The organism is Bacteroides sp. ZJ-18, assembly GCF_011038705.2.
GTDB classification, from domain to species: Bacteria; Bacteroidota; Bacteroidia; order Bacteroidales; family Bacteroidaceae; genus Bacteroides; species Bacteroides hominis.
Genome location: NZ_CP072198.1, coordinates 4,536,185 through 4,561,977, shown reverse-complemented (window position 1 = coordinate 4,561,977; position 25,793 = coordinate 4,536,185). Strand labels below are relative to the sequence as shown.

Here is a 25,793-nt window from a genome sequence, read left to right as displayed (position 1 = left end):
ATGCATTTGCGGTTGGAGTTTATTCCAGCCGCAAATCGTATAAACAGGCACGTACCTCTTCCGGGCTGCCGATATGTTTCCCTATGTCATCTGATAGTTTCACGCATTCGCGCCATTCCTGATTCAGGTTCATCTTGCACTGCGATAGCTTCATGACGATGTTTGATGGCTTGAATCCGGTATCATTAGTCAGGTTTGTGCCGATACCGAATGAACAGCGGATTTTTCCCCGGCAATACTCCTGAATGTCCAGTGCTTTGTCAAAGTCCAGTGCATTGCTGAATACGATTGTCTTGGTAGTCGAGTCAATGCCTAACTCTTTGTAACGGGCAGTCAATCGGTCGATAAACCTGAATTCATCGCCTGAGTCACATCTTACACCATCAAACAATTTGGCTTGTTTGCGACTCAGGTTGCTTAAAAAGATGGCAGATGTATAGGTGTCGGACAAGGCGATGCCGAGGTCCCCGTCGTATACATTTACCCAATTTTCAAGAGCCATGTAATTGGCGTGTTTATAACCGAATTGTGCTCCATGAAACATGAACCATTCATGCGGATGTGTACCCATGGGTTTCATGCCGTATTTCATGGCGAAATGGCAGTTGGAGGTGCCGATGCAATAGCGGGCTGTTTGTCTCAGGTGTCCGATGACTTGATCCTGCACGTCGAATGAGAAGCGTCTCCGTGTTCCGAATTCAGAGAAAAACAGTTGATGCTTGTTGGATAGTTCTGCCTTTTCGGATAGTTTACACAAGATATCTCCCATACTGGCGATATTGCCGGATGATTGATTCTTTATCTCGGAAACGATGGCAAGTAAAGGTACTTCATAAAGCGTTGCCTTATAAAGGTAATCACTGATCTCTATGTGGAGGTGTCGATTTTCGTCCAAACGGACTTCTATTTTTTCCGGTTGGAAACGGAAAGAAGAGAGCCATTCCCAATAGACTCTGGGGAGGAAACGGCAGTTCTTCACCATGTACTCCAGTTCTTCTCCAGTCAGTGCTACATGCGATAAGCGACTGATTTCAGTTTTCAGTCTTTCTACAAACTCGTCGCTGTATTCAGTTTCATCCCTGTCTTTGAAACTGAAAGTGCCCATCGCATACGGGAATAGTTTAATGTAAGCATACGAGGTAGTGAATTTGTAAAGGTCTGTATCGAGTATGGTACGAATAATCATTGGATTTTTTTAATTGGTAAAACGATATTTCAGATTTAAAATGTAGGGCGAAGATACTAACAATTGTCCAAAGGTTTAGGTTTTATAAAAGGAAGTTTTTAGGGCATCAGCACTTCATGAAGATTTTTTCTTGGCGAGTAGGGCATTGGACTGCTATATCCCATACGGAGTAAAACACACGGTATTTCAGTTTTTTTATTGTTTAGCAGTTCTCTTTGCATTTGTTCAGAGAGGATTTCCACTTCGCATGGTTGATTGATAAAAGCGGTGGACACACCGATTTCCGTTGTTTTCAGCAGAAAGCACTCTAAAGATCTTCCCAGATTAATCCAATCTTTCGGAGTATCTTTCTCGGCACAGAACAGCATGATGTGTGAAGACGATCGGAGCTTTTTTTCATCACTTTTATTTTGTATTTTGGGAGTCAGACAAGCATTCATGATGCGGCGAGATAACCATTGTGGTAAGTTAGGTGCACCAAAAACAGCATAACTTAAACCATCTTTAGTCGATTCTGCATGCTTCTTATTGAACCTCATCCAGTTTTTCAACTCATTCTTGAAGTGGAAGTCGGTCATCTGGATTGTATTCCCCCTCAGAACATAGTAACGAACTTTGTCGAACTCAGGCGTTCCGATTTTCCAGCAATGGAGGTGTACTGTTGCTGCTTTCGGTATTGAAAGCAACTTGTGTATCATTTCTTCCGGAATCAGTTGTCCTGTATATATACTTCTGTTGGTTTGCCGCTTGCCAATTTGTACAATGATAGAAGAAGGGGTAATTACGCCTGCATTGGGCTGGAGTTTTACTGTGATATTTCCATTATCTGCAATGTTTACTTGGGCTGAATATCCTTTAGTTTGTGCAGCCAGGCACAAATTTTCAGTTGCACATCCCAGGGAGATGAACATTTCACGCCGGTTTCCATCTACAATTGATAGTGTTTTAGTTTTATCCGGATGAATCTCAATACCTGCTTCTACGATACGAAATAACCAAGGTTGGGTGTTATGTCCCGAAGGAGCTTTAGTGGCTTGTTCTATCATGAATAGATAGTCATCTGTTATTGTTTCCATAATTAATAGGTCGATCTGAGATCATTATTGCTGTATTCTATTATATCTTTATTGCATCCGTTGAGTAATATTGCCAGTATGCAAATTCCAAACGTTATCATCTTTTTCATTTTTTGTTATTGCTTTTCTAACCATAGGTCCACTAATATGTTGATTCCGTCTTCCAGTTCTTTCCAACCGCTCTCTTCCTGAAGTTTGAGACCATTGAAGGTAGAACAGTTTTCTTCCAGCAACGTGAGATAACTGATGGCTGCTGTAATGATAGTGGCAAGGGCTGCTATTTCTTTTTGCGGGTGTTTTGACAGTTTGCTTACAGCATCTATCAGCCAAATGCCTTTGGCTTCTCTTTTCTCGCGGAGGTCTTTTATAAAATTGTTGTCTGATGTGAGTTCCCATCTGTATAGCCGTTTCAAAGTGTAGCTTTTTCGCATTATTATGATTTGTTTCCGGAACATCTCTTTGATGAATTCACCAAGGTGGTTTTTATCCGGTAGTGCTCCGTCAAAGTTAATCCAATAATCATGTTGGCCGATATATGCTGCTATCAGACCTTCTAAAGAGTTGAAATAACGGTAGATCAACATTTTTGATACTCCGGCTTTTGCTGCTACTGCATTGATGCCTAATCCTTCGAAACCTTTCTCTTCGATTAATTCGTCTACTGCTTTGATGAGGGTTAGCTCTGTTACCTGTCTGTTTTTGATAAACTCTTTTTCCATGACTTTATATTATTGTTACTGATCGGTCACAAAAATATGTTTCTTATCGGTAACATCGAGAGGAAAAGAGAAATATTTTTCCCAAACAGCACTTTTCTACTGTTTGGGATATAATATGTTTGGGGTAAAAGGAGAATCTTTTATGCCAGGTTTACCGTTGGATTGTGTATGGTCAGACCGCCGTCTACTACTATTGTTTGCCCGGTAATGTATCGTGCGTCTTCGGAAGCCAGAAAAGCAATTGTTGCGGCGATGTCTTGCGGTTCTCCTAAATATGGTGTCGCACATTGTCCGAGAAATACGTTCCGTATATCTTCATTCAGGTTGTTTAATGCTGCAGGTGTGAGAATCAGTCCCGGGGCTACAGCATTGCATCGTATGTTTTTCTTTCCTGTTTGTGTCGCAATGTATTTGGTCAGATTGATGACTCCTGCTTTGCTTGCTCCATAAAGAGTGCCGTTCGCATCAGCTGTAATTCCACTGACTGAGGCTACGTTCACAATATTGCCACCGCCATGTGCGTTCATTATGGGGATAACCAGTTGGGACAGGTACATGGTACAAGATAAATTAAGATGGAAAGCTTCGTCGAAGTAATCTATGTCCAGTGTCTCAATGTCGGTATCCCGTTTAGGATTTGTACCTCCTACGTTGTTTACCAATACATCTACCTGCCCGTATTCTTTTATGGCAAAGGCGATCAACTCTTTGCAACTCTGCAATTCTGTTGCAGAAAAATAGATCGGGCGTACATCTGCTCCTGAAGCATTGAGTTCGGCAGCAAGTTGTTCTGCTCTTTCTTTTGAATGGTCGGCTATAACAACTTTTCCACCTTCGGATACAATGCGGCGTGTGGTTGCTTCGCCAATTCCACCGGCAGCGCCCGTGATAACGGCTGTTTTATTTTCAAATCTGTTCATATAGGATTATTTTTGAGGATTATTATCCTCAAAAACAGTTTATTGGGGAATTTGTTATCCGAATAAACCCTCTTTAGCACCATTTGCCTGACTTTAGCATCTATGTATCTTCTATTTCGCTAAATCTTTATAAGTCTGTTAAATGTTAACGAAAGAAAGACTAAATGTTAACGTCATGGTTCTTCTATTAAACCATGTTATAAGATATCCTGTTTTGCTTTGTAAATTTGCAAAATTACCAGAAGTCCGTATCTTTGCAATGTGTTTTTCATAGTATTAGATTTAAGGTTAACAAAAGATTGGCTGTCTGGGATAGATAGCCTTTTTTTATTGCCATATATGAAGCGGTTAGCATTAAAATACTTATTATTAAGCTATTGGTGAATAGGAAGTTAACCGGGTGAAAGGCTGGAATAAACAAAATAGTGGATAACCTCTATTCTAATGTAAGCTGTTATGTAGGCAAAAATTAGCCTACATAAGTTTTGGTACAATCTCAAACTATCGTCACTAATAAGGATTAATTGCTTTTTATCGGCTTCTATTTGCCGATGCAAAAATGTGCAAATATATTCTGTAGCACCATATCATTGGTCACTTCCCCTGCTATATCGGATAAATGGAAAATACATTCACGTATGTCTTGTGAAAGAAAATCCCCGGAAATATTTGCGTCCAATCCTTCTTGTACCCGGTGAATTGCATCCAACGCACGTGTCAGTGCTTCGTAATGACGGACATTCGTTACAATAACATCATTCTGTGTGACTGTTGGTAAATGGGCAGCTGCTACAAGTTTTTGTTGGAGTTCATCCGTATGCTGACGTTGTTTCGCAGAAATAAAAATAGATTCTATTTCCGAACCGACATGCTCGGAAAGTTGTGAGGTAAGTTCATTTTTCTGAGTTTCATTTATCAGTTCTACCTTATTAAAGACTAAAATCAATTGTTTGTGTTCACAACGAGGAAGAATCTTATCGGAGAGTAGTTTTAGCTGTGAGATTGCGTCTGCTGAATCAATTATCCATAGTACAATCTCTGCCTGATCGAGCTTTTGAAAAGTTCGTTCGATACCCAGACTTTCAATCATATCGTTAGTTTCCCGAATGCCGGCTGTATCGATAAAGCGAAAAGTGATACCACCTATATTTACAGTATCCTCAATGACATCGCGTGTTGTGCCGTGAATGTCACTGACAATTGCCTTATCTTCGTTCAACAGAACATTAAGTAAGGTAGATTTTCCTGCATTGGTTTCTCCGATAATAGCTACCGGAACACCATTCTTTATAGCATTTCCTACACTGAACGAGTCTACCAGGCGTGCAATCACCTTCTCAATTCCGTCAGCTAACTGGCGCAAGGCAGATCGGTCGGCAAATTCCACATCTTCTTCACTGAAATCCAATTCCAGCTCAATCATTGATGTGAAGTTCAATAGTTTCTCGCGCAATATTGCCAATTCCTTGCTAAATCCGCCACGCATTTGACTCAGAGCAAGACGATGGGTGGCGGCAGAAGATGAGGCTATTAGGTCGGCTACAGCTTCGGCCTGACTTAAATCCATCTTACCATTGAGGAAAGCTCGTTGAGTGTATTCTCCCGGCTGTGCGGTACGGCATCCGTTTTTTATCAGCAATTGCATTACTTGCTGTAGAATATAGGATGAGCCGTGACAAGTGATTTCAGTACTGTCTTCCCCCGTATAGGAATGTGGGGCCCGGAAAAGGCTGACGAGAACCTCGTCTATCAGTTCTTCTCCGTTATAAATTCGGCCGAAAGTTAGCGTATAAGGCTTTTGTTCACTCAGCAGCTTTCCGGATTTAGCCGGAGTAAAAATACGACTGGTGATGGTTATTGCTTCAGGACCGGAAACACGAATGCTTCCGATGGCTCCTCCTTGAGCGGTTGCTATGGCGCAAATTGTGTCTTGATTCATTATCTATTTCATTTTGAGTGGCAAAGATAGAGCTTTCTCTGTAAAAAACAGAGTAAACAGATAGAAGTTATGCTTTATTATTTTATCTTTGCTCGCATACAGCAAGACAAATTTTATGGCTATGGGACACGCAAAAGATTCATTTTCGGGGATGGAGAATATTGAAAAATTAAAAGAGGATTACCAGAAGATCACTTCTGTTTTGGCCGGACATCAGATTGCATTCTGGGAATACGATATTCCCACGGGCGAATGTAATTTTACAGATGAATATCTTAGTATCTTGGGTTTAAAGGAAGCAGGAATTGTTTTCAGAGAAATTAATGACTTTTATCGGTTCGCTCATCCGGATGATGTTAATTCTTATCAAACAGCTTTTAACCGCATGCTTGAGTCGGATACAAAGACTTCTCAAATAGTAGTGCGTTGCTTGGGAGAGCATGGAGAAACAATTTGGCTTGAAGATAATTTCATTGCGTATAAGAAGAATAAGGAGAATGGTTCTGATAAAATTATAGCATATACTGCCAATATTACTTCACGCTGTGAAAAAGAAGTGCAGATCAGACAGCTTGAAGAGCGAAACCGGAAAATCATTGAGGCACTCCCTGAGTTTATATTTATTTTTGATGATAATTTCTTTATCACGGATGTATTGATGGCACCCGGTACGGAACTATTACATCCGGTAGAAGTCTTGAAAGGAGCAGATGGGAGATCTATTTATTCAGCGGAGGTCAGCGAATTGTTTATCAGTAGTATACGTGAATGTCTGAAAAGTGGAAAACTGAAAGAAATAGAATATCCTTTAGATGTAGAAACCGGCAGGCATTATTTTCAGGCGCGTATTGCTCCGTTTGAGGGGAATAAGGTATTAGCTCTGATTCATGATATAGGTGACCGGATACGGCGCTCGCAAGAATTGCTTGATGCTAAACGGCGGGCAGAAGAGGCGGACCGGATGAAATCGCTGTTCCTTGCTAATATGAGCCATGAAATACGTACTCCTTTGAATGCGATTGTCGGTTTCTCGGAGATAATAGCTCTGACTGAGGATGAAAAGGAGAAAGAGGAGTATTTAGGGATTATCCAGCAGAATAGTAATCTATTGCTGCAACTGATCAATGATATTCTTGATTTGTCACGCATAGAGTCTGGTAAATCGGAAATGCACTGTCAGTTGACAGAAATAAGCGGGCTGGTAGATGAAGTGTATAAGGTACACCGTCTTAAAATGAAGAAAGGGGTCCAACTAAATGTGATTCGTCCATCAGATGAAATCTGGATTTCGACGGACAGAAATCGTGTAACACAGGTATTGTTTAATTTCTTATCGAATGCAATTAAAAATACGATTGAGGGGAGCATCACCTTTGGACTTGTAAAAGAGGAAGAATGGGTGAAATTTTATGTGGCAGATACCGGTTGTGGTATTTCTAAAGATAAGCTCCCTTTGATATTTACCCGTTTTGAGAAGTTGAATGATTTTGTACAAGGTACAGGATTGGGGTTACCTATCTGTAAAAGTATTGTGGAACGGTTAGGAGGTCGGATCGAAGTGGAATCCGAGCTTGAGAAGGGGAGCACTTTCACTCTTTATCTGCCCAATAAGCAAGAGCAAAAAGTTACGGTTGCGGAAAGAGGAAATGCAACCGTTACTGTGGGACTGAGCAACCGGCAGAAGAAGATACTGATAGCCGAAGATGTGGAGTCCGGTTATCTGCAGATTAATGCCTTTTTGAAGAAAGAATATACAATTTTTGGGTGCCAAATGGAGAGGAAGCAGTAAAAAGTTTCATGCGTGAGAAGCCCGATCTGATTCTGATGGATATCCGAATGCCGGTGATGAATGGTATTCAGGCGACAGCTAAAATTCGTGCAATTTCGCAAGAGGTACCGATTATTGCGGTTACAGCATATGCATTCTGTCCGGAAGGGGAGCAGGCTATTGAAGCAGGGTGTAACGAAGTGATTGCGAAACCTTATCCTCTGGAAAAGCTGAGAGAAACTATCGGAGCTTATTTGCAGGAGGGAAGATAAGCCTGTTTTTCGATGCAACAATTTATGATATAGAGTGTTATGTAGAAAACAAATAATACTATATAGATAAATTGAATTATGAAGAAAGTTGTGATAATCGGAGCCAGCGGCTTCGTGGGTTCGGCTATTCTAAATGAAGCTTTGAACCGTGGATTTCATGTGACGGCGGTAGTTCGTCATCCTGAAAAAATTAAGATTGAGAATGAAAATCTGGAAGTGAAGAGAGCCGATGTCTCTTCATTAGATGAAGTTTGTGAAGTTTGTCAAGGTGCCGATGCCGTGATTAGTGCTTTTAATCCGGGTTGGAATAATCCTAATATATATAAGGAAACCATTGAGGTCTATCTAACGATTATTGATGGTGTGAAAAAGGCCGGAGTCAACCGTTTTTTAATGGTGGGAGGGGCCGGTTCATTGTTTATTGCTCCGGGTATTCGTCTCGTTGATTCGGGAGAAGTTCCCGAAAAAATATTGCCCGGCGTGAGGGCTTTAAGTGATTTCTACCTTGATTTTTTGAAAAAGGAAAAAGAGATTGATTGGGTCTTCTTCTCACCGGCAGCGGATATGGCTCCGGGAGTACGTACCGGAAGATACCGTCTGGGTAAGGATGATATGATTGTAGATATTGTGGGTGACAGTCATATTTCCGTAGAAGATTATGCCGCTGCCATGGTTGATGAACTTGAAAAGCCGGAGCATCATCAGGAACGTTTCACCATAGGGTATTAAACGGACGGTATCTCTCAAGATAATTAAGATAAAGTATTGCACATCCCCGGGCGTCGGAAAGGGCTTCGTGGTGCTTAAGTTCAATTCCCTCCCGTTCGCAGCAAGCACTCAGATTGACTGGTTTATATCCCAAAGAACGGTAGATTCGGCAGGTACATTCCCAATGTTCCGGAAGTAATAGTTCGTCATAGTCCAGTCTGTACATCTGCATGGTGCGTTTTAGTACATTACGGTCGAATTGCTCATTATGTGCAACTATTACTTTTCCTTGCAACCGCTTTTTTATTTCAGGATAAATGGCATGAAACCCCGGAAGTGATTCCGTCATTTCCGGGGTTATTCCATGTACGAGGATATTTGCACGCCAGTATTCATTCTCCGGTGGTTGAATCAGGCTGTAATATTCATCCGTAATTTCTCCGTCGGTAACGGTGACAATACCTACGGCACAGGCACTTTCCATGTATCCTGTGGCTGTTTCGAAATCGATGGCGGCAAATGATAGATTCATCAGATTCGGTCAAGAACAGTTTTTATTAATGTATCGATGGTATTTTTATAGCCCGTATTCGCTTCTTTGATCAAACGGTTGGCTATAACCATACAGACTGTCATGGCCTTGTGTCCCATCAGCTTGCCGAGGCCGGCAAGAGCGGAACTCTCCATTTCAAAGTTAGTTATTTTATAACCCTTGTATTCAAACTTTTCGATTTTGTCATTTTGGTTGGGATCTGCCAAAGGAACACGAAGTTCACGTCCTTGCGGTCCGAAAAAACCTCCCGCTGCAATGGTAACTCCACGTACCATATCATCTTGAGCAATACGGTCAATCAATTCAACATTGGCATCAATCACATAAGGGGCAGGAGCGCATATATTGCCAGACCAACCCATGTGGTTCAGAAATGCCCGCTCAAAAGGAAGATCGCAAACGGCATTGCGTCCGGCATAAAAATTCAACAGACCATCAAAACCGATTGATTTTTCGGAACAGACAAAAGTTCCAACCGGTGTATTGGGTTGCAGTCCCCCACAAGTACCGATACGGACTAATTCCAATGACCGAAGGTGCTTTTTTTCTTCCCGTGTCTGAAAGTCGATATTTGCCAGAGCATCCAGTTCATTAATCACAATGTCGATGTTGTCGCAACCGATACCTGTAGATACGACCGTTATTCGCTTGCCTTTGTAAGTTCCGGTTATAGTCTTAAATTCGCGGCTTTCCACCTCGCATTCTTTGTTTTCGAAGTGAGAAGCTACGAGAGCCACCCGTCCGGGATCACCTACCAATATAACTTTGTCTGCCAACCATTCCGGCTTTACATGCAAATGAAATACCGAACCATCTTCATTAATGATTAATTCGGAGGAAGGAAAATACTTTTTCATGTTATTGAAAGGTTTTAGTTTTATAAATAAGTTCACCACAAATTACATAGATTAACCACTCTTTTTAAGAGATTATTCTTCTCCAGTCAGTTGTGGTATGCTGTGTAGTTTGTGGTGAATGATTTCTCTTTAATCACCCAGTGGTTTGCTGGTAGATCCGCCAATCGGCTTAGCTATATTTTCACGCATTGAGGTGTCAGCCTGGATGTTTTTCATCTTGTAATAATCCATAATACCAAGATTTCCATTGCGGAAAGCTTCAGCCATGGCTTTGGGGACTTCTGCTTCTGCTTGAATCACATTAGCTCGGGCTTCTTCTGCTTTGGCTTTCATTTCCTGTTCGGTAGCCACAGCCATTGCGCGACGCTCTTCTGCTTTGGCTTGCGCAATATTCTTATCGGCATTTGCCTGGTCTATCTGTAGAGCAGCACCAATATTCTTACCTATATCGATATCGGCGATATCAATAGAGAGGATCTCAAAGGCAGTACCTGCATCGAGTCCTTTGCGTAGTACCAGTTTTGAGATAGAATCAGGATTCTCAAGTACTGACTTATGGTTTTCAGAGGAACCGATTGATGAAACGATACCTTCGCCTACACGTGCCAGGATTGTATCTTCACCGGCACCACCCACCAATTGGCGGATATTGGCGCGTACCGTCACACGTGCTTTGGCTATCAACTGGATACCGTCTTTGGCAACAGCTGTTACGGGAGGTGTATCAATAACTTTCGGATTAACTGACATCTGTACGGCTTCGAAGACATCACGACCTGCGAGGTCAATAGCAGTAGCCATCTGGAATGGAAGTTCAATATTGGCTTTTGATGCCGATACCAGCGCATGAACTACCCGTTCCACATGACCGCCTGCCAGATAGTGTGCTTCAAGTTCGTCACGGGTTATGTTACTCAATCCCGCTTTATGTGCTTCGATCATACCGGGTACGATGATGTAGGGCGGAACATTACGGATACGCATCAGGAAAAGTTGTACCAGTGAAATATTAACTCCCGATACTTTGGCTGACAACCACAGGAAGAAAGGTACATAATGAAAGAAGAGAACCAGGAAGATAATACCTCCTGCTATCAAGAAGATAGTCAGATACATGGGTTCGACATTCATAATTGTGCTTGATTTTAAATGAATATTAGGATTTTAGTTTTTCGACAAAGATTATTCCATCAGTGATCCGATTGACTATAATCGGAGTTTTTTCATTCAGTAAACCGTCCATTGATTTTACTTCTATGATATTCCCATTGATTTCAGCATTGCCAATCTGAGCCAGGCGGGTAATTGTGATACCCGTATCGCCCACTTTTACTTTTTCGGCGGCACTTCGGTCTATTTTGGATGTTATATCTTTCTTCAATGCGAGCTTATCCAGAGTTTTCGATCGCATAAACCAGACAAGCGAACCGATGCAGGCAACTCCTGAAATGATAAGTGTTGTGAATCCCGCCCCTGTCCCCAGATTGACAAAAGCGTAATAGTTGGCATAGATGATGCAAACCAAAGCCGAAATACCGGCAAGGCTGATACCCGGAATCACAAACAGTTCAACTAAAAAGAGTATTACTGCTGCAACAATCAATGCAATGATGATCAGTACATCCATAATTGGGTTATTTTAAATTTTGTTTTTCTGCGTTCCGGACTTCGATAGCCTGTTTATCCAGTTCTTTCGACATTTGGAATATCCTTTTCTCAAGATCACGGATAGCCGGAGCCATTTTCGTTTGTTCGTCTTTGTTAGACCGTGCAAATCCCTCACGTTGGTTAGTTAGTTTGTTAGTTTGCTGACGGTAGTCTTTCTCCATCTGTTCGTATTTCAAATACAGTTGTTTGGCTTTAGGAGATTTGAAGTCCGTCAAATGATGGTAGGTAGAATGGTCGTCAATAACAAACTCAAAATCGAAGTTTTGTTGTATGTCAGGTTTGTGGTTAATAGCTGCTTCAAGGCGTTGGCGGGCATTATCCACTATTTTCTGATCTTTCCAGGTACTCTCCAAAGAATGGAGTTGAGCTAACCCGATTATTTCTTCCGGATTCATTGCTTCGTAATTATAAGTCCGTTTGGATTCATTGGGTACGAAAACGTATATACAAACCTTGTCCTCGGGTTGGTGACGGTCGGAAGCGAACCATCCCAGATTATTGTATTCATCGATGACATACATATAATCGTTGTAAGGAGAGTTGAAAGGCATTCCTACATTTTCCGGAACCAGATAGGTATCAGTATTAGTGTTATATCGGGTCACAAAAATATCGTATCCTCCCATAGAACCATCACCGTCGGAAGCATAATAGATAGTCACTCCATCCGATAATACGTATGGGTAATTGGCGTTTCCCGAGGCATTAATACTTCCCGGAAGTGGTTTCCCTTGACTCCATTCATCCAACATTTTGGTCTTGGACAGGATATTCAGGTTTTCTTCTCCTTGTTCGCTGTAATAAATGCGATTTCCGATTTCTGTTTCATAAACCGTTCCCGGATGATAACCTTTGGTTTTGAAATAATCATTGTAAGTGAAAAGTTTACCTGCCTCTTCACTTATTTTATAAGCTTTCAAGAAGTCGACCTTGTCTACTACAAAGCTATCGATGACACATACGTCTTCTACTCCTTTCAGCATGCGAAGATTTCCTTTTGCCTTTTCCAGCAGTTGTTCCGCTTCTTCTGTGGGTTTCTTCCGTTTTGATAGGTCAGCTATGTATGTTTCATAGCAGTCTACCGCATCCTGAAACCGGTATAGATCATTGTAAGTTTGCGCAAGGTACAGCTGCCCGCTCGGAATTCGCTTTTTTACTGCAGTTTCCAGATACTTCAACGCTTCGGCTGCATCACCGGTTTTAAGACAACATACGCCATACCATAGATTATAATTACCGTTTGCCGGTTGCGATTTAACATATTTCTGGAAAACGGGTTTGGCTTCAGCATATTGTCCTTTACCGTACATGGCCCTTGCTTGTTCCAAGGTTTGTGCCGATACGCTTGTCAGGAGAAAGCATAATAGAAAGAATAGAATATTTTTTTTCTTCATAAATGGTCTCGGGTTATTATTCGGAAGTTCAAAAATACAAATTAATTGGAAATAAACCTTTTTTCTCTTCTTCTATTATGTTAATTCTTCTTTAAATCATTCTTTTCTCTTACTTTTGCAGCCGATTTTTAAAAGAGTTATGGCACAGATTACGGAAGAAGAGAAAACCATTCGGCGTATCGAAAAACGGTTTAATAAAGGGATAGTTCAATATGGACTGATAGAAGAGGGAGATAAAGTGCTTGTCGGTCTTTCGGGAGGGAAAGATTCTTTGGCATTGGTGGAATTATTAGGTAAGCGTTCACGTATTTTCAAACCTCGTTTTTCGGTGGTGGCAGTACATGTGGTTATGAAGAATATTCCCTATCAGAGTGATTTGGATTATCTTCGTGCACATGCTGAAAGTTATGGAGTCCCGTTGGTTGTTTATGAAACCTCATTTGATCCTTCTACTGATACCCGCAAATCTCCTTGCTTTCTTTGTTCGTGGAATCGGAGAAAAGCCTTGTTTACAGTTGCCAAAGAACAGGGGTGCAATAAGATTGCTCTCGGACATCACATGGACGATATTCTGGAAACACTATTGATGAATATTACATATCAAGGAGCATTCAGCACAATGCCTCCACGGTTAGTAATGAATAAGTTTGATATGACTATTATTCGTCCGATGTGTCTGGTGCACGAAGCAGATCTGCTGGAACTCGCGCAGATACGTGGATACAGGAAGCAAGTAAAAAACTGTCCATATGAATCGCAGTCGAGCCGTAGTGATATGAAAGGAATACTCCGCCAATTGGAAAAGATGAATCCGGAAGCCCGATATAGCCTTTGGGGAAGCATGACGAATGTACAGGAAGAGTTACTGCCTAAAGAAGTAGAATTTTAATTTCAAATATAAGTATGAAAGGTGTTTATGCAATTTCGTTATTGATTGTTTCCAATATTTTTATGACTTTTGCCTGGTATGGGCATCTGAAACTGCAGGAGACAAAAATGATCAGTAATTGGCCTCTGTATGGCGTGGTTTTGTTTTCATGGGTCATTGCGCTGGCAGAATATTCTTGTCAGGTTCCGGCCAATAGATTGGGGTTTAGTGGGAACGGGGGACCATTTTCATTAATGCAACTCAAAATAATACAAGAAGTGATCACTTTGATCATATTTACTGTCTTTTCTACTTTACTGTTTAAAGGAGAGTCATTACATTGGAATCATGTGGCTGCTTTTGTCTGTTTGATAGCGGCTGTATATTTCGTGTTTATGAAGTAGGCAGTTTGCGTCGGTATCTCCCGAAAGAATATCTCCGGAGAAAGGATATACATATTTCTCCGGGGATATTCTTTTTATTTATCAAGATATTGTTCCATGTTTTTTGTGAAATAGCTTTTCAACTCCCCTTTTTCATCACTGTAGATAAAATAAGCACCTATGTTTGGGTGTGATTTTGTAAATGCCTCCGCTTCATCCAATCCCATTACCATAAAGGCTGTAGCCAATGCGTCGGCAGTCATGCAATCCTCTGCAACTACGGTTGCCGAAAGAATGTTGTGTTGTACCGGATATCCGGTACGGGGATCGATGGTATGGGCATACTTTTTGCCATCTTTATAATAAAAGTTACGATAGTTTCCGGAAGTAGCAATGCCGACATCTGTCAACTTGAGCGTTGTTTGTATCTCTTGATTGAGGGATAACGAATCGTCTACCGGTTTGTTAATGCCGATTCTCCATGCTTCATCTTTGGGATTCAGTCCCTTTACGACCAGTTCTCCACCTATATCGATCATGTAGTTCTTAATACCTTTGCTATCCAGATACCGCGCTACCACATCTACTGAATAACCTTTGGCCACTGCACTGCAACTTAACATCACTCGGGGGTCTTCTTTTATTACTTTGCCATCTTCCAGTTTCACTTTTTGGTAGCCTGTGATTTGGAGCAGGCTGTCTATCATGGTTGAGTCAGGGAAGGCACCTTTCTTGAAACCGAATCCCCATGCGTTGGCCAATGGAGCTACTGTAATATCGAAAGCTCCTTGGGTTTCGGCTGAGATTTCCATGGATCTGTTGAAACAGGTTTGGAAGAAACTATCCGTTACAATTTCTTCGTTACGGTTGACACGGGTAATAACAGACGTGTCATTGAAAGGGGAGAGGGAACCGTCGAACCTCTTTAATTCAGCGTCAATTTCTGTTTTCAGATTACCGTCATATTGATAAGTAATATTATATACAGTACCGAATACAAGGCCGTTGATACTGTTGTAAGGTACCTGTTTATTGCGTTGAGCTAATATCCAGATCGTTCCCAACAGAAGGATAGCCAGCCAAATAAAGCTTTTTCTTGTTTTCTTTTCCATAATGAATAAAAGTATGCAAGCGACAAACCTGTTTATGATTTTCCAGAGTCTTGTGGCTTGTGGTTGATAGCTAATTATTAAAGAATAAGTGTTCTATTAATATTTTGGTTCCGATAAGGATCAGTATAATCCCTCCCCATAATTCAGCACGGAGCTTTCGGGCAATACCACATCCAAAGCGGATGCCGAAGATGAGTCCTATAAGAGACATCAGAAAGGAGACAAATCCGATAATGCCCACCGGGTAAAGGATGGACGAGCAACTCTTAATACCGAGAAAAGCGAAAGACACTCCTATAGCCAATGCGTCAATGCTGGTTGCTATAGCCATTGTTATCACAACTTTCAAGCTTGCCGGATTAAATCTTTGGCAACAATCTTCTTCTTTAAAGGATTCTTTAATCATCCGTCCTCCCAGGAAAGCCAAGATCGCAAAGGCGATCCAATGATCAACCGATTCGATAAGATGACTGAATGTACTTGCTCCCAGCCACCCTAATAGAGGCATTATAGCTTGAAAAAGTCCAAAAAAGAATGCCATGACGAGCATAGGCCGCCATTGGATACGTTTTAAAATAATACCGCTTGCAATAGAGACAGCGAGACAGTCCATCGCTAAACCAATTGCAAGCAGCCAAATTTCTAATCCTGTCATGTCGTTAAAATGGTAGTTTATAAATCAGGGTATATGTGATACCTATGTTTGAAGAGTCATATTCACCGAAACCCGGTACATACCATGGATTTCCATGTTCGTTGACTGAAGCCGAGGTCTTGAACTTAAAGCGTAAGGTCCATCCCATATAGAATCTTTTATAGATTTGAACGTTTACTCCGGCTACTAACTCAAGCCATTGCATATTGGATTTTAGTCCATTGTAATGATAAGGTACACTTCCTCCCCAGATACCGTCTATTAATCCTGGATTGGCCATACTTCCGCCATAAATAGGGTCGGAAAAGGGTGTACTTGAGATGTCGTATTTGAAACTGCTGAATCCATAACGCAGTCCCACATACAAATATTCTTTAACGACATTATAATCTACTCCGATACGGAAGTAAGGGGCTGCACTTTTGTAATGGATACCATTATCGCTCCAAGTATCTGTCTGTCCGAAACCTATTTCTGCTGTGGGGATAAATTTCCTTTTTAAGTTCACCCGTACATTTACTTCGGAACTTAGAAAATCCCCTCCAAGTAGTTTACTGCCTAACCCAAATAAGTCTACACCTACATACGTACCATTATAAAATGGAATCGTATCCACTTTTATCTCCTCTTTAGCTTTCTCTTTAGTGGAGGGACGTGCATTCGGTCTTTGTTGTTGTGCATGGAGCGGAAGACTGAATGCAAGACACAGCAGACTAACGATTGTAGCGGTAGAATATTTTAAGATTTTCTGTTCCATTAATGTTAGCTGCATTTGATTTGATATATATGGAGTCTATGCTATGATATTTCTTTTTATTGGTATCTGTATAATCGATCGGATGAATACTGATAATGTTTTGTTTCATACTGTATCCACAATCCATAGATTGGAAGTAGGGAGTATTGGTTTGTCGGATAACCATTGTATCTCTTAACAGGGGGGTATAATGAAACACAAGAATGGTAGAGTCACTTGTGTAGCGTAGAGGAAGGGCGATATCATGAACCTTTTTTTGATTATTGATGATAATTGAGTCAGTTCCGAACGCTGTTACGGTCAGAGAGTCAAGAGTGTCGTTCAGTACGGCTTTTGTTTCCGGATTGATGGTATACATATTGGCATAAACCATCGGACGTCCGGTCATGGAGCAGTCGCTCTCTTCCGAGCAAGCAGAAAAGATAGCACCGGTCAGTGGGTAAGCTATCATCAGGAAGAGTATCAGTTTTATTAATTTTTTCATCGTACAGGTTTCATTTATCATTCATTATATTATTTTTTCTATCAGGTAATTGTTACGTTCCGGAGCGTTTCGTGAGATCAGTTCACCAAGGAAACCAGCCAGGAATAGCTGTGTTCCGATAATCATGGCAGTCAGTGACAGATAAAAATAAGGGGAGTCTGTTACCAGGCGGTAAGGCATGCCGTGATTCATATTGTATAACTTACTGACTCCTACAATAACCACTGAGATGAATCCCAGTATGAACATCAGTGAACCTAACAATCCGAAAAAGTGCATCGGCTTAATGCCGAATTTGGAAAGGAACCAGAGAGAGATTAAGTCAAGATACCCGTTGAAGAAACGGTTCCACCCGCCAAATTTGGTCTTTCCGAATTTACGTGCTTGGTGATGTACCACCTTTTCGCCGATCTTCTGAAATCCGGCATTTTTTGCCAGATAAGGGATATAGCGGTGCATTTCTCCATATACCTCGATGTTCTTCACTACGGCTTTACGATAAGCTTTCAGTCCACAATTAAAGTCGTGGAGGTTATGTATTCCCGAAACTTTGCGTGCAGTCGCATTAAATAATTTGGTAGGCAAAGTTTTCGATAGCGGATCATATCTTTTTTGTTTATATCCTGAGACAAGGTCATACCCTTCTTCGGTAATCATGCGATATAGTTCCGGTATTTCGTCGGGACTATCTTGCAAATCAGCATCCATAGTGATTACTACATCGCCTTCGGCTCGTTCGAATCCGCAATATAGAGCAGGTGATTTTCCGTAATTTCGTCGGAATTTGATACCTTTTACTGTGCTCGACTGTTTTTGGAGTGATTCGATAATCTCCCATGAACGGTCGGTACTACCATCATTTACAAAGATAACTTCGTACGAAAAGCCATTGGCTTTCATCACTTTCTCAATCCAGGCATAAAGTTCCGGGATGGATTCTTCTTCATTGAACAACGGTACTACAACAGATATATCCATTTTTTATGTGAATTAGATATTATAAATTATAGAGGTTGTACCTCCGGTGATTTAGGCTTTCGCATTACAAATAAGGCAGTGGGGACGGCTAATATGCTGCCATAGAACACATTTTGCGACATCAGTTGCATGGTAATGTCTATCGGTGTCAATGTACTGATCATTTCCATCACTTCTTTGAGTTGTCCGATATAACCTTCTACGCCTGGTACATCTTTATTAGTCAATTCGTCAAACATTCCCATATAGGTGTTTACAATAAAACCATGGTCGATGAACCGGAAATAAATATAATGAGCTACTGCCGTAAGGAGTGCCGCAAACATATACATAAAGACAATAAATACCCATGCTTGCAGAAAACGGATGGAACCGCCACATACTTTGTCGCGATAGGTACGTGCGTAATAATATCCCATAAACGGAACTCCTAAAGTCAGTCCGAAAAACAGGAATAAAAGAAATGGAATAGATAATCCCAGTGGGAATAGAATGAACTTAAGTATCCAGTATACTCCCATATAGGTGCCAAAATGCATGGCATATTTTTGTAAGTTACTTCTGCTCTCTGTCATTTTATTAATAAATAGCGCACAAAGGTACAAATAATATTGGTTGGTATGGAATTTATGCCTGTTAAAGTTAATAAAGCTATCCGGACAGAAAAAAAACATTTTTTTTTCGATTTTAAATCTCTGAAAAGTAGGTGCTTACTGATGAACCTTACAAAAAAATGCAAGCTCCCTATTGCAGGTTTAATAAAAATACCTACCTTTGCACCCGGGTAAGTCCTATACGGCCAGCTCCCTTCGAATCCTCCAGGGCTTGATCGCAGCAAAGGTAGTTGGTTGTAGCGGCGCGATATAGTAAGCTTACCCACTTGCCTCTTTAGCTCAGTTGGCCAGAGCACGTGATTTGTAATCTCGGGGTCGTTGGTTCGAATCCGACAAGAGGCTCAAAAAAAGAAAAGCATCTCGGTACTGAAAAACCATCTGTTTTTTCAGATCAGCCTTCTTGAAGAGCAAAAGTGAGAGTCGCCAAGTTAGAAATACTAACTTGGCGACTTTTCTATTTTTTTTAAAGCAAGCTCTTGAAACGCTTGATAGCCTCGTCCGTATGGACAGGCAAACACTTATCTTGATTAATTATGTAAAAAAGCAGCTTCCCTTAAATTAATTTGAAGATCCTCTTGATATTTGCTGCAAAGATGACCATAGCGCCTTGCGGTTGCATACAAGAGATCCCGTACGACAATACCTTGTCGTATCCGAATACCTGCTTTAGTTCCGTGTTTTTCGCTTCTGTTTTATACCTTATACGGGACTTGGCTTTAAGGTCTTCCATATCTTGAAAGATCAACTGCGAGCCCCCGTATGAGTAGCATCAACTATGATGGCTTTCGATTTCATAATGCCTTTCTCGATTGCTATGGACACAGTCTTGCCGATTAGTTAGAAGGATCAGCAGATCTTTGGACAAATCAAGAACCTGATCCTTACGAGGGTGCTTTTTCAGTGCCCTGAAGATTTTCGGGGGCAGCTTTTTATTTGGAGTATCATTTAAATTAGGGACAAGGACCGATCTTTGTTTTGAAAATAAAGTGTATCATGAAGCAGGAAAGTGGAGACGGTTTTAGTACATTATACCATATTCCATTTTACTTCTGTATGTTTGGTTTGGAACTATATTATTCCGTGTAAATCATCTTTTTAGTCATCCCTCCGTCAATCGTGATATTTTCACCGTTGATAAAGTCATTTCCTTCTTCACAAAGGAATCTACACATGCGGGCTATATCTTCCGGTTTACCGACTCTTCTTGAAGGGTGTTGTGCATGATCCTCCGGACGGAGACAATCGTAGTCATGGGTTTGTATCCAGCCCGGCGCAATAGAATTGACTGTGATATGAAATTGAGCAAGTGACAAGGCTAACGCATGTGTTAGTGAATAGATTCCCCCTTTAGAGGCTGCATACCCCTCGCTGCCGGATTCACTCATTAAATATCTGGTAGAGCAGATGTTGATGATTCTTCCGTACGGATTGGGCGTTGTTTGTGATTGACGGTGGACAGCCATGAAGTGTGAAGTAATAAATACCGGGCGTAGATTAATGGATAGAATCCTGTCGAAATCTTCTACGCTTGTTTCAGTGATAGGAGAGAAGTCACTGATGCCTGCGTTATTGATCAAGACATCAATGTCATCCCATTCCTCAATGATGCGTTGCATGCAGTGTTCAAGCATATCCTTGTCACTTATGTCAACTTGATGGAAAATGGCTCCTGTTTCTTCTGCAGTACGCTTTCCTGCTATTTCGTCTTTGTCACAAAATGCCACCCGGTACCCATTTTTACAGAATATTTCTACAATAGCTTTACCAATTCCATTGGCTCCTCCCGTTACAAATACTCTTTTATGATTATAGGGCTCTGTTGTCGTTTGAGCCGCTTGTTCCGTTTTAGCAGAGTGAGTGATATTCGTTTTCTTTTTGCCATATTTGCGTGCTTTTTCCCAAGCCGCTTTTCTGGCTTCGTATTGCTCGTATTGTCTTTCGATATAATTGTCTGCCATAATATTTAGGTATTCAAATTGGGTATAGGGTAATGATTCTTAGGTTGTTTATTTGCACCGATGCTGCATATTGGACTAATTGATTACCAATAGTTTGAAACTTAAATGGTAGAAAAGTCCGTTTTGCCCTTCTTTTTCTTCGCTGAACGAATGCAAAGATAGTGCGTTTTTCTGTCATAGGAAAGCAAGTGAAAAATACTTTTGAGAAACATTGTGTGAAATCATGTTTCCGGACATTGATTTACAGGTGTTGTTGTGGATGAATTGCAAAGTATAACTGGTAGTGTTTATGGTGTGGGTTCAACCCATCTCATGAATCTTACGCAGTGCAGGAAAAGACAATCTGATATATATATGTATGATATTATCCTATATGCTGCAGATTCGCATCAGCGAGAGAGAGACTTGTTTAAAAATGAGTTTTATCGTTTAGCTGATTGATATCGTCCTAAAACGAAAAGTATATCAGAGAAAGCTTGCCAACAATATAATAAACTTGTTACCCAAGGCAGTATGCTATCGAAGCATTTATAAGATTCTTACATTATTGCTTTAAGGGAGATTGGGATAATCATGAGGTTGATAGTTAGGTTTTTAGGTTTATAGTGTCTTGCTTGTTCTGACTTTTCTTATGGCATTTCCAGATTGTGAACAGGTTGGCAAAGTAGCATCACGTTTTGCCAACCTGTATTCTTTGGAATTTATTCGACCGGAATGTAGATTTCGGTTAATAATTCTTCGGGAAGAGTACATGAAGGATCATTAAGGTATCTTTCGGCACTGGGTTCATCTCTCAGGGTACACTCCATTTCGGGTAAATATTTGCCGTAAATTGTATCATATACAGCTTGTAACTGATCGTATGGCCCCTGGTAGAGGAAGGTTGCATAACGTCCCGCAGGCAATTGTTTGAATCCGACATTTCCTTTTGGAGTTGCGCTTGTTGGTAACAACATACATACATCCGTCCGAAGTTTTCCGGCGGGAGTCACTTTAGGATCATCATGGTAGATGCAGAGAGGTGAAGGATCTCCCATCGGAAGCTTCTGTTCTTTCACAAACTGAATCAGACGTATCCAGGTGCCTGCATAGTCATTGAGTTTATAGTCACCGAAGAGACGGATGTAAATTGCATTTCGTTGGGGAAGTTCCCTGATTTCCTTTTTCAATTCCAGATCCGGTTTGATAATGGCTGGTTTCATAATTACAAAGTTTTTATTATTACGATATTCTGTTGGTGAAATACCATACATCTGTTTGAATATTTTGGAGAAAGAGGATGGAGAAGCATATCCGATCCGATAGGCAATATCAGCTATCGGAGCGGATGAGTAGCGTAATAGGCGGGCTGCGGCCTCGGTGCGTGTCCGGACGATAAAAGTACCGACGGGCTCGCCTAAAAAAGCTTTCATGATGCGGTGAAAATAAAAAGGAGAGAAATGGGAAATCCTGGCCAGTGATCTCAGGTCAATTTCTTCACCTAAGTGGAGATTGATATAATCTACCACTGCGTTCACACACTTCTGATACTCTTCTTGCGTTGTCTTTTTTCCTTCCATGATTCAATTGGTATTTCAATGCTGCAAAGATAGGGTGAAAAGAGAGAAAGGACTTGTCCGATGTTGCGGAATACAAATAAAAATGCGATTGGTCTTATTCGGGAACAGGGCTTGCCGGATTCATTTAGGGAGCGCGGCTGCCGGTTACTTTCTATTCGGGTATTCATAGGCTTGGAGCAGAATTGGTTTTAAGAGATATAAAAAGAATCGGGAATAAATCCGATAGGATACGTCAACGGGATGTTTTAAGTTTAAAAGTTTGATATAAAAGATTGGATATGTATACTCGGATTTACATCCTAAAAAAACAGGACAAATGGCCTTGGATTCACTTGCCCGGAAGTTAACCCCCAACCCCCGGACGTACCTTACTAAAGTTTCTTTTGTCTCTTGGATAAATTGTTGTCTCCCCGTCGAACTCTTCATCTTAGCGGCTAAGATGTGCATCTTGGCAGGCAAGATATACATCTTGGCGGCTAAGATATGTATCTTGCCAGCCAAGATACAGTTTAATTGCTTCTTTTAACAAGTTTTCTTCTAATACTTCAGAATTCGGGGCAGAATGATATCCTATTTAATAATTTACGATTCAGCCTCCTCCTGCCTTTTTTGAAGCTTTTGGACCTTTCTGAAAAATAAACAAATAAGCCCATCTTACAAAAAATGATTTGATATGGGAATATCCGAAGTATTCATAAGATGGATTAGTATACAGCTGCCTTGCCTCCAGATGTTACTCTTTGATCATTGTCAGCAACATCTTAAACCTTTCAATAGCTGTCAGTGCATGCGGCGCGTTGGCCGGAAACACGATACTTTCTCCGGCTTTCACCGTAAACTCCTGACCGTTTACTATCATATTCGCACTTCCTTCCAATATTTGTACCAAAGCATCGAACGGGGCACGATGCTCACTAAGTCCTTCTCCTTTGTCGAACGAGAATAGAGTGATATTCCCGGCAGGACTCTTGATCAACTGTTTACTGATAATTCCTCCTTCGGAATATTCCACTAATGAAGGCAGGTGGAGTACGGCTCCCTTTTTAAAAGACTGTTCCATATTCAATATTGTTTTTTGAGTAGATACGAAGATAGAACGTTTGAAGAAAAAGATTGTTTATCTGTTTCTTTTTTCTACCTTTGCCGCATATTCATTATTAAGTCATTGATCTTCCGAATGAAACTCTGCATATAGCTACGCTCAACGAATAGCTCCCGATTTATAAAGCTATTCAGCTATCGGACAGATGCTCCGGCGTCTTTCCCCGAGTTTTTTATATCCGTTTATTTACCCGTTACGTACATATAGGTACAACCGGACTCGTATGTCTGTTTGATACCTGAATGTGCCGTTTTCATTCAATTGAGCAATGAATTATACTTATCGACAAATAGGACTTATCAATTATCCTGTGATGCTGAGCATCCTGATGGAACAGTTAATCAATATAACCGATGCTATTTTTTTAGGACATGTCGGTGAAGTGGAATTGGGAGCTTCCGCTCTTGCCAGCATCTATTATCTCGCTGTTTACATGTTGGGATTCGGTTTCAGTCTGGGTCTGCAAGTGATGATCGCCCGCCGTAACGGTGAGAGGCGTTATGCCGGAACAGGCAGGACCTTCTTTCAAGGGTTGTTTTTCTTAAGTGCGCTGGCTGTCCTTCTGAGCTTCTCTTCTTATTTCTTTTCACCATTTATCCTGAAGTGTTTCATTCACTCGCCTGAGATCTATCGTGCCGTGACCGATTACCTGGATTGGAGATGTTTCGGCCTGCTGTTCTCTTTCCCGTTTCTGGCCTTCCGTTCTTTTTATGTTGGCATCACCCGGACCAATGCTTTGTCGTGGGCGGCGATGACGGCTGTTTCAGTCAACATCCTCTGCAACTATCTGTTTATTTTTGTTTGGGGTAAGGGAATAGCAGGTGCGGCCTTAGCCTCTTCTCTGTCTGAGGCTGCTTCCCTCCTGATCGTTGCCGTTTATGCTTGGGTGAAAGTGGACGGGAGAGAGTTCGGACTTAAACCACTATATGACAAACGGTTGTTGGCCGAACTGCTGCGTCTCTCCCTATGGAGCATGTTACACGCTTTTATCAGCGTTGCTCCGTGGTTTCTGTTTTTTGTAGCAATTGAACGGTTGGGGGAGGTGCAACTTGCTGTTTCCAATATTATAAGGAGCGTTTCTACCGTCTTCTTTGTTATTGTCAATTCGTTTGCCGCTACTACGGGGGCACTGGTCAGTAACCTGATTGGAGCGGGGGAGAGGCGATTGTTGTTTCCGCTCTGCCGGAAAATTGTGAAGTTAGGTTATGCAATTGGTTTTCCTCTGATAGTATTGGCTGCGTGTTTTCATCGGCAGATTGCCGGGCTTTATACGGATAGTACCCGACTGATAGAAATGTCAGCCGTCCCTTTTATAGTGATGCTGTTTAATTATGTGTTTGCCTTGCCGGGATATGTGTATATCAATGCGGTGACGGGTACGGGAAAAACCCGTACTGCCTTTCTGTTTCAGTTGACAACGATTGCTGTCTATCTGGCCTATTTATATCTGCTGAGCCGATATGCCGGGGTCCCTTTGGCTGTCTATCTGATGGCGGAATATCTTTTCGTGATTTTGTTGGCTATCCAGTCCGTCCTTTATTTGCGGGCGTCATCGTAACATTTCCTTTTTCAGGTAGAAGCATAAATGATCGTATATATGGCCGTCATAAGTCGTTTCCGCTTCGTGGAGGATACCTTCGTATACAAATCCGTGCCGTTCCAGCAAATGTCGGGAGCGGGTATTATGCGGATAGCAGTTTGCCGAGATCAAATGCAGCCCCAGTACGTTAAATCCATAATCCAATACGGCATGTGCTGCTTCCGAAGCTATTCCTTTTCCCCAATGGCACTCCTTCAGCCAGTATCCTAACATGCGTGTCCGGGGATTCTCCCGTTTGGGATCGGGAATAATGCCGATAGAACCCACCAGAGAATTATTCTCTTTCAGAATCATAGCAAAGACTCCTTCATTCCCCATAAATACCGTATGCAGGATTTCTTTGGAGTCTTCGATACTTTTGTGAGGTTCCCAACCGGCGTTATTTCCCAGATTCGGGTTCTGGCAGCATTCAAAGAGTTCCTGTAAGTCCGTTTCCCGGAAAGGGCGGAGAAGGAGGCGTTCGGTTTCTAAAGTGATGGTGTCCATAAGATTATAATTCATATTTGGAGTACAGTGAAATTGGATTCTTCTGCAAAGATGGTATTTTTATTTCTAACCTTGCACGGTCTATCTCTTTTTTATTATCCGATTTACCATATCTTTGGCGGAAAATCCGGAAAAACAATGGATTCAATTTCGGAAGTGTAAGCCCTCGTTTATAGT

Annotated in this window: 24 protein-coding genes, 1 tRNA gene and 2 pseudogenes; 6 read left to right on the top strand and 21 right to left on the bottom strand. The window is 41.3% G+C overall.

Translation table 11 applies throughout. The features are described 5' to 3' along the window. Positions 1 to 19: 19 nt before the first annotated feature. From pncB to mnmE, 5 genes are all read right to left on the bottom strand, one after another. Complete coding sequence (gene pncB / locus G7Y45_RS18430) at positions 20 to 1,186, bottom strand: nicotinate phosphoribosyltransferase (protein ID WP_005782737.1); 1,167 nt, start codon at positions 1,184 to 1,186, stop codon at positions 20 to 22. 98 nt (positions 1,187 to 1,284) lie between these two features. Beyond that, complete coding sequence (locus G7Y45_RS18425; RefSeq protein ID WP_165016677.1) at positions 1,285 to 2,262, bottom strand: nitroreductase; 978 nt, start codon at positions 2,260 to 2,262, stop codon at positions 1,285 to 1,287. Between the two features lie 116 nt (positions 2,263 to 2,378). Beyond that, positions 2,379 to 2,981, bottom strand: coding sequence for a TetR/AcrR family transcriptional regulator (locus G7Y45_RS18420; RefSeq protein WP_022011573.1), 603 nt, complete (start codon positions 2,979 to 2,981; stop codon positions 2,379 to 2,381). Between the two features lie 140 nt (positions 2,982 to 3,121). Continuing rightward, positions 3,122 to 3,901 (bottom strand): SDR family NAD(P)-dependent oxidoreductase, encoded by a 780-nt coding sequence (locus tag G7Y45_RS18415; protein ID WP_005807996.1) that lies wholly within the window; start codon positions 3,899 to 3,901, stop codon positions 3,122 to 3,124. 541 nt (positions 3,902 to 4,442) lie between these two features. Further along, positions 4,443 to 5,840: a tRNA uridine-5-carboxymethylaminomethyl(34) synthesis GTPase MnmE gene (gene mnmE, locus G7Y45_RS18410; RefSeq protein WP_022011350.1), complete on the bottom strand. Its 1,398-nt coding sequence runs from the start codon at positions 5,838 to 5,840 to the stop codon at positions 4,443 to 4,445. 121 nt (positions 5,841 to 5,961) lie between these two features. Here mnmE and G7Y45_RS18405 point away from each other — a divergent pair. Beyond that, positions 5,962 to 7,880: pseudogene (locus G7Y45_RS18405) on the top strand (ATP-binding protein). A gap of 78 nt (positions 7,881 to 7,958) precedes the next feature. After that, positions 7,959 to 8,609, top strand: a complete 651-nt coding sequence (locus tag G7Y45_RS18400; RefSeq protein ID WP_165016679.1) for an NAD(P)-dependent oxidoreductase — start codon at positions 7,959 to 7,961, stop codon at positions 8,607 to 8,609. On the opposite strand, the gene G7Y45_RS18395 is transcribed toward G7Y45_RS18400, so the two are convergent. The 5 genes from G7Y45_RS18395 to G7Y45_RS18375 form a co-directional block, all read right to left on the bottom strand. After that, positions 8,593 to 9,120 carry a 3'-5' exonuclease gene (locus G7Y45_RS18395; protein WP_165016681.1) on the bottom strand — a complete coding sequence of 176 codons (528 nt, stop codon included), beginning with the start codon at positions 9,118 to 9,120 and terminating at the stop codon, positions 8,593 to 8,595. The genes G7Y45_RS18400 and G7Y45_RS18395 overlap by 17 nt on opposite strands. Next, on the bottom strand, positions 9,120 to 9,998 hold the full coding sequence (locus tag G7Y45_RS18390) for a nucleoside phosphorylase (protein WP_165016683.1): 879 nt from the start codon (positions 9,996 to 9,998) through the stop codon (positions 9,120 to 9,122). Before G7Y45_RS18390 ends, G7Y45_RS18395 begins: the two co-directional genes overlap by 1 nt. Before the next feature lie 129 nt (positions 9,999 to 10,127). Then, positions 10,128 to 11,129, bottom strand: coding sequence for a flotillin-like protein FloA (gene floA / locus G7Y45_RS18385; protein WP_005807912.1), 1,002 nt, complete (start codon positions 11,127 to 11,129; stop codon positions 10,128 to 10,130). Between the two features lie 25 nt (positions 11,130 to 11,154). Next, positions 11,155 to 11,625: an NfeD family protein gene (locus G7Y45_RS18380; RefSeq protein WP_022011354.1), complete on the bottom strand. Its 471-nt coding sequence runs from the start codon at positions 11,623 to 11,625 to the stop codon at positions 11,155 to 11,157. A 7-nt stretch (positions 11,626 to 11,632) separates the two neighbouring features. Next, positions 11,633 to 13,060, bottom strand: coding sequence for a tetratricopeptide repeat protein (locus tag G7Y45_RS18375; protein WP_165016685.1), 1,428 nt, complete (start codon positions 13,058 to 13,060; stop codon positions 11,633 to 11,635). Between the two features lie 139 nt (positions 13,061 to 13,199). On the opposite strand from G7Y45_RS18375, the gene G7Y45_RS18370 reads away from it, so the two are divergent. Next, the gene (locus G7Y45_RS18370; RefSeq protein ID WP_005782625.1) at positions 13,200 to 13,949 is read left to right on the top strand and encodes an ATP-binding protein; all 750 of its coding nucleotides are present in this window, start codon (positions 13,200 to 13,202) and stop codon (positions 13,947 to 13,949) included. 14 nt (positions 13,950 to 13,963) lie between these two features. Beyond that, positions 13,964 to 14,332, top strand: a complete 369-nt coding sequence (locus tag G7Y45_RS18365; protein WP_005782624.1) for a DMT family protein — start codon at positions 13,964 to 13,966, stop codon at positions 14,330 to 14,332. Positions 14,333 to 14,406: 74 nt separating this feature from the next. Here G7Y45_RS18365 and G7Y45_RS18360 read toward each other — a convergent pair whose 3' ends face one another. The 6 genes from G7Y45_RS18360 to G7Y45_RS18335 all read right to left on the bottom strand — a co-directional run bounded on the left by G7Y45_RS18360 (position 14,407) and on the right by G7Y45_RS18335 (position 18,872). After that, positions 14,407 to 15,423, bottom strand: coding sequence for an FAD:protein FMN transferase (locus G7Y45_RS18360; RefSeq protein ID WP_005807904.1), 1,017 nt, complete (start codon positions 15,421 to 15,423; stop codon positions 14,407 to 14,409). A gap of 70 nt (positions 15,424 to 15,493) precedes the next feature. After that, positions 15,494 to 16,078, bottom strand: coding sequence for a manganese efflux pump MntP family protein (locus G7Y45_RS18355; RefSeq protein ID WP_005782622.1), 585 nt, complete (start codon positions 16,076 to 16,078; stop codon positions 15,494 to 15,496). Between the two features lie 4 nt (positions 16,079 to 16,082). Further along, the gene (locus G7Y45_RS18350) at positions 16,083 to 16,835 is read right to left on the bottom strand and encodes a DUF6048 family protein (RefSeq protein WP_005782620.1); all 753 of its coding nucleotides are present in this window, start codon (positions 16,833 to 16,835) and stop codon (positions 16,083 to 16,085) included. Continuing rightward, on the bottom strand, positions 16,792 to 17,319 hold the full coding sequence (locus G7Y45_RS18345) for a DUF6452 family protein (protein ID WP_005807901.1): 528 nt from the start codon (positions 17,317 to 17,319) through the stop codon (positions 16,792 to 16,794). The genes G7Y45_RS18350 and G7Y45_RS18345 overlap by 44 nt, the downstream gene beginning before the upstream one ends. Positions 17,320 to 17,343: 24 nt before the next feature. Further along, entirely contained in the window at positions 17,344 to 18,297 is a 954-nt protein-coding gene (locus G7Y45_RS18340) for a glycosyltransferase family 2 protein (protein WP_165016687.1), read from the bottom strand. A 26-nt stretch (positions 18,298 to 18,323) separates the two neighbouring features. Further along, on the bottom strand, positions 18,324 to 18,872 hold the full coding sequence (locus G7Y45_RS18335) for a DUF4199 domain-containing protein (RefSeq protein WP_032530334.1): 549 nt from the start codon (positions 18,870 to 18,872) through the stop codon (positions 18,324 to 18,326). A gap of 307 nt (positions 18,873 to 19,179) precedes the next feature. Here G7Y45_RS18335 and G7Y45_RS18330 point away from each other — a divergent pair. Then, positions 19,180 to 19,253: transfer RNA gene (locus G7Y45_RS18330), tRNA-Thr, on the top strand. Positions 19,254 to 19,464: 211 nt separating this feature from the next. Here the strand turns inward: G7Y45_RS18330 and G7Y45_RS20015 are convergent. The 4 genes and pseudogenes from G7Y45_RS20015 to G7Y45_RS18315 all read right to left on the bottom strand — a co-directional run. Further along, a pseudogene (locus G7Y45_RS20015) lies at positions 19,465 to 19,617 on the bottom strand (IS5/IS1182 family transposase); the annotation flags it as partial. 367 nt (positions 19,618 to 19,984) lie between these two features. Further along, on the bottom strand, positions 19,985 to 20,869 hold the full coding sequence (locus G7Y45_RS18325; protein WP_032542703.1) for an SDR family NAD(P)-dependent oxidoreductase: 885 nt from the start codon (positions 20,867 to 20,869) through the stop codon (positions 19,985 to 19,987). Between the two features lie 701 nt (positions 20,870 to 21,570). After that, positions 21,571 to 22,428 carry a GyrI-like domain-containing protein gene (locus G7Y45_RS18320; RefSeq protein ID WP_005782608.1) on the bottom strand — a complete coding sequence of 286 codons (858 nt, stop codon included), beginning with the start codon at positions 22,426 to 22,428 and terminating at the stop codon, positions 21,571 to 21,573. 733 nt (positions 22,429 to 23,161) lie between these two features. Next, positions 23,162 to 23,488: a cupin domain-containing protein gene (locus tag G7Y45_RS18315; RefSeq protein ID WP_005807889.1), complete on the bottom strand. Its 327-nt coding sequence runs from the start codon at positions 23,486 to 23,488 to the stop codon at positions 23,162 to 23,164. A gap of 310 nt (positions 23,489 to 23,798) precedes the next feature. Here G7Y45_RS18315 and G7Y45_RS18310 point away from each other — a divergent pair, with 310 nt between their 5' ends. Beyond that, complete coding sequence (locus tag G7Y45_RS18310; RefSeq protein WP_165016689.1) at positions 23,799 to 25,088, top strand: MATE family efflux transporter; 1,290 nt, start codon at positions 23,799 to 23,801, stop codon at positions 25,086 to 25,088. On the opposite strand, the gene G7Y45_RS18305 is transcribed toward G7Y45_RS18310, so the two are convergent. Continuing rightward, positions 25,080 to 25,616 carry a GNAT family N-acetyltransferase gene (locus G7Y45_RS18305; RefSeq protein WP_165016737.1) on the bottom strand — a complete coding sequence of 179 codons (537 nt, stop codon included), beginning with the start codon at positions 25,614 to 25,616 and terminating at the stop codon, positions 25,080 to 25,082. The two genes, G7Y45_RS18310 and G7Y45_RS18305, sit on opposite strands and share 9 nt — an antisense overlap. Positions 25,617 to 25,793 lie beyond the last annotated feature (177 nt).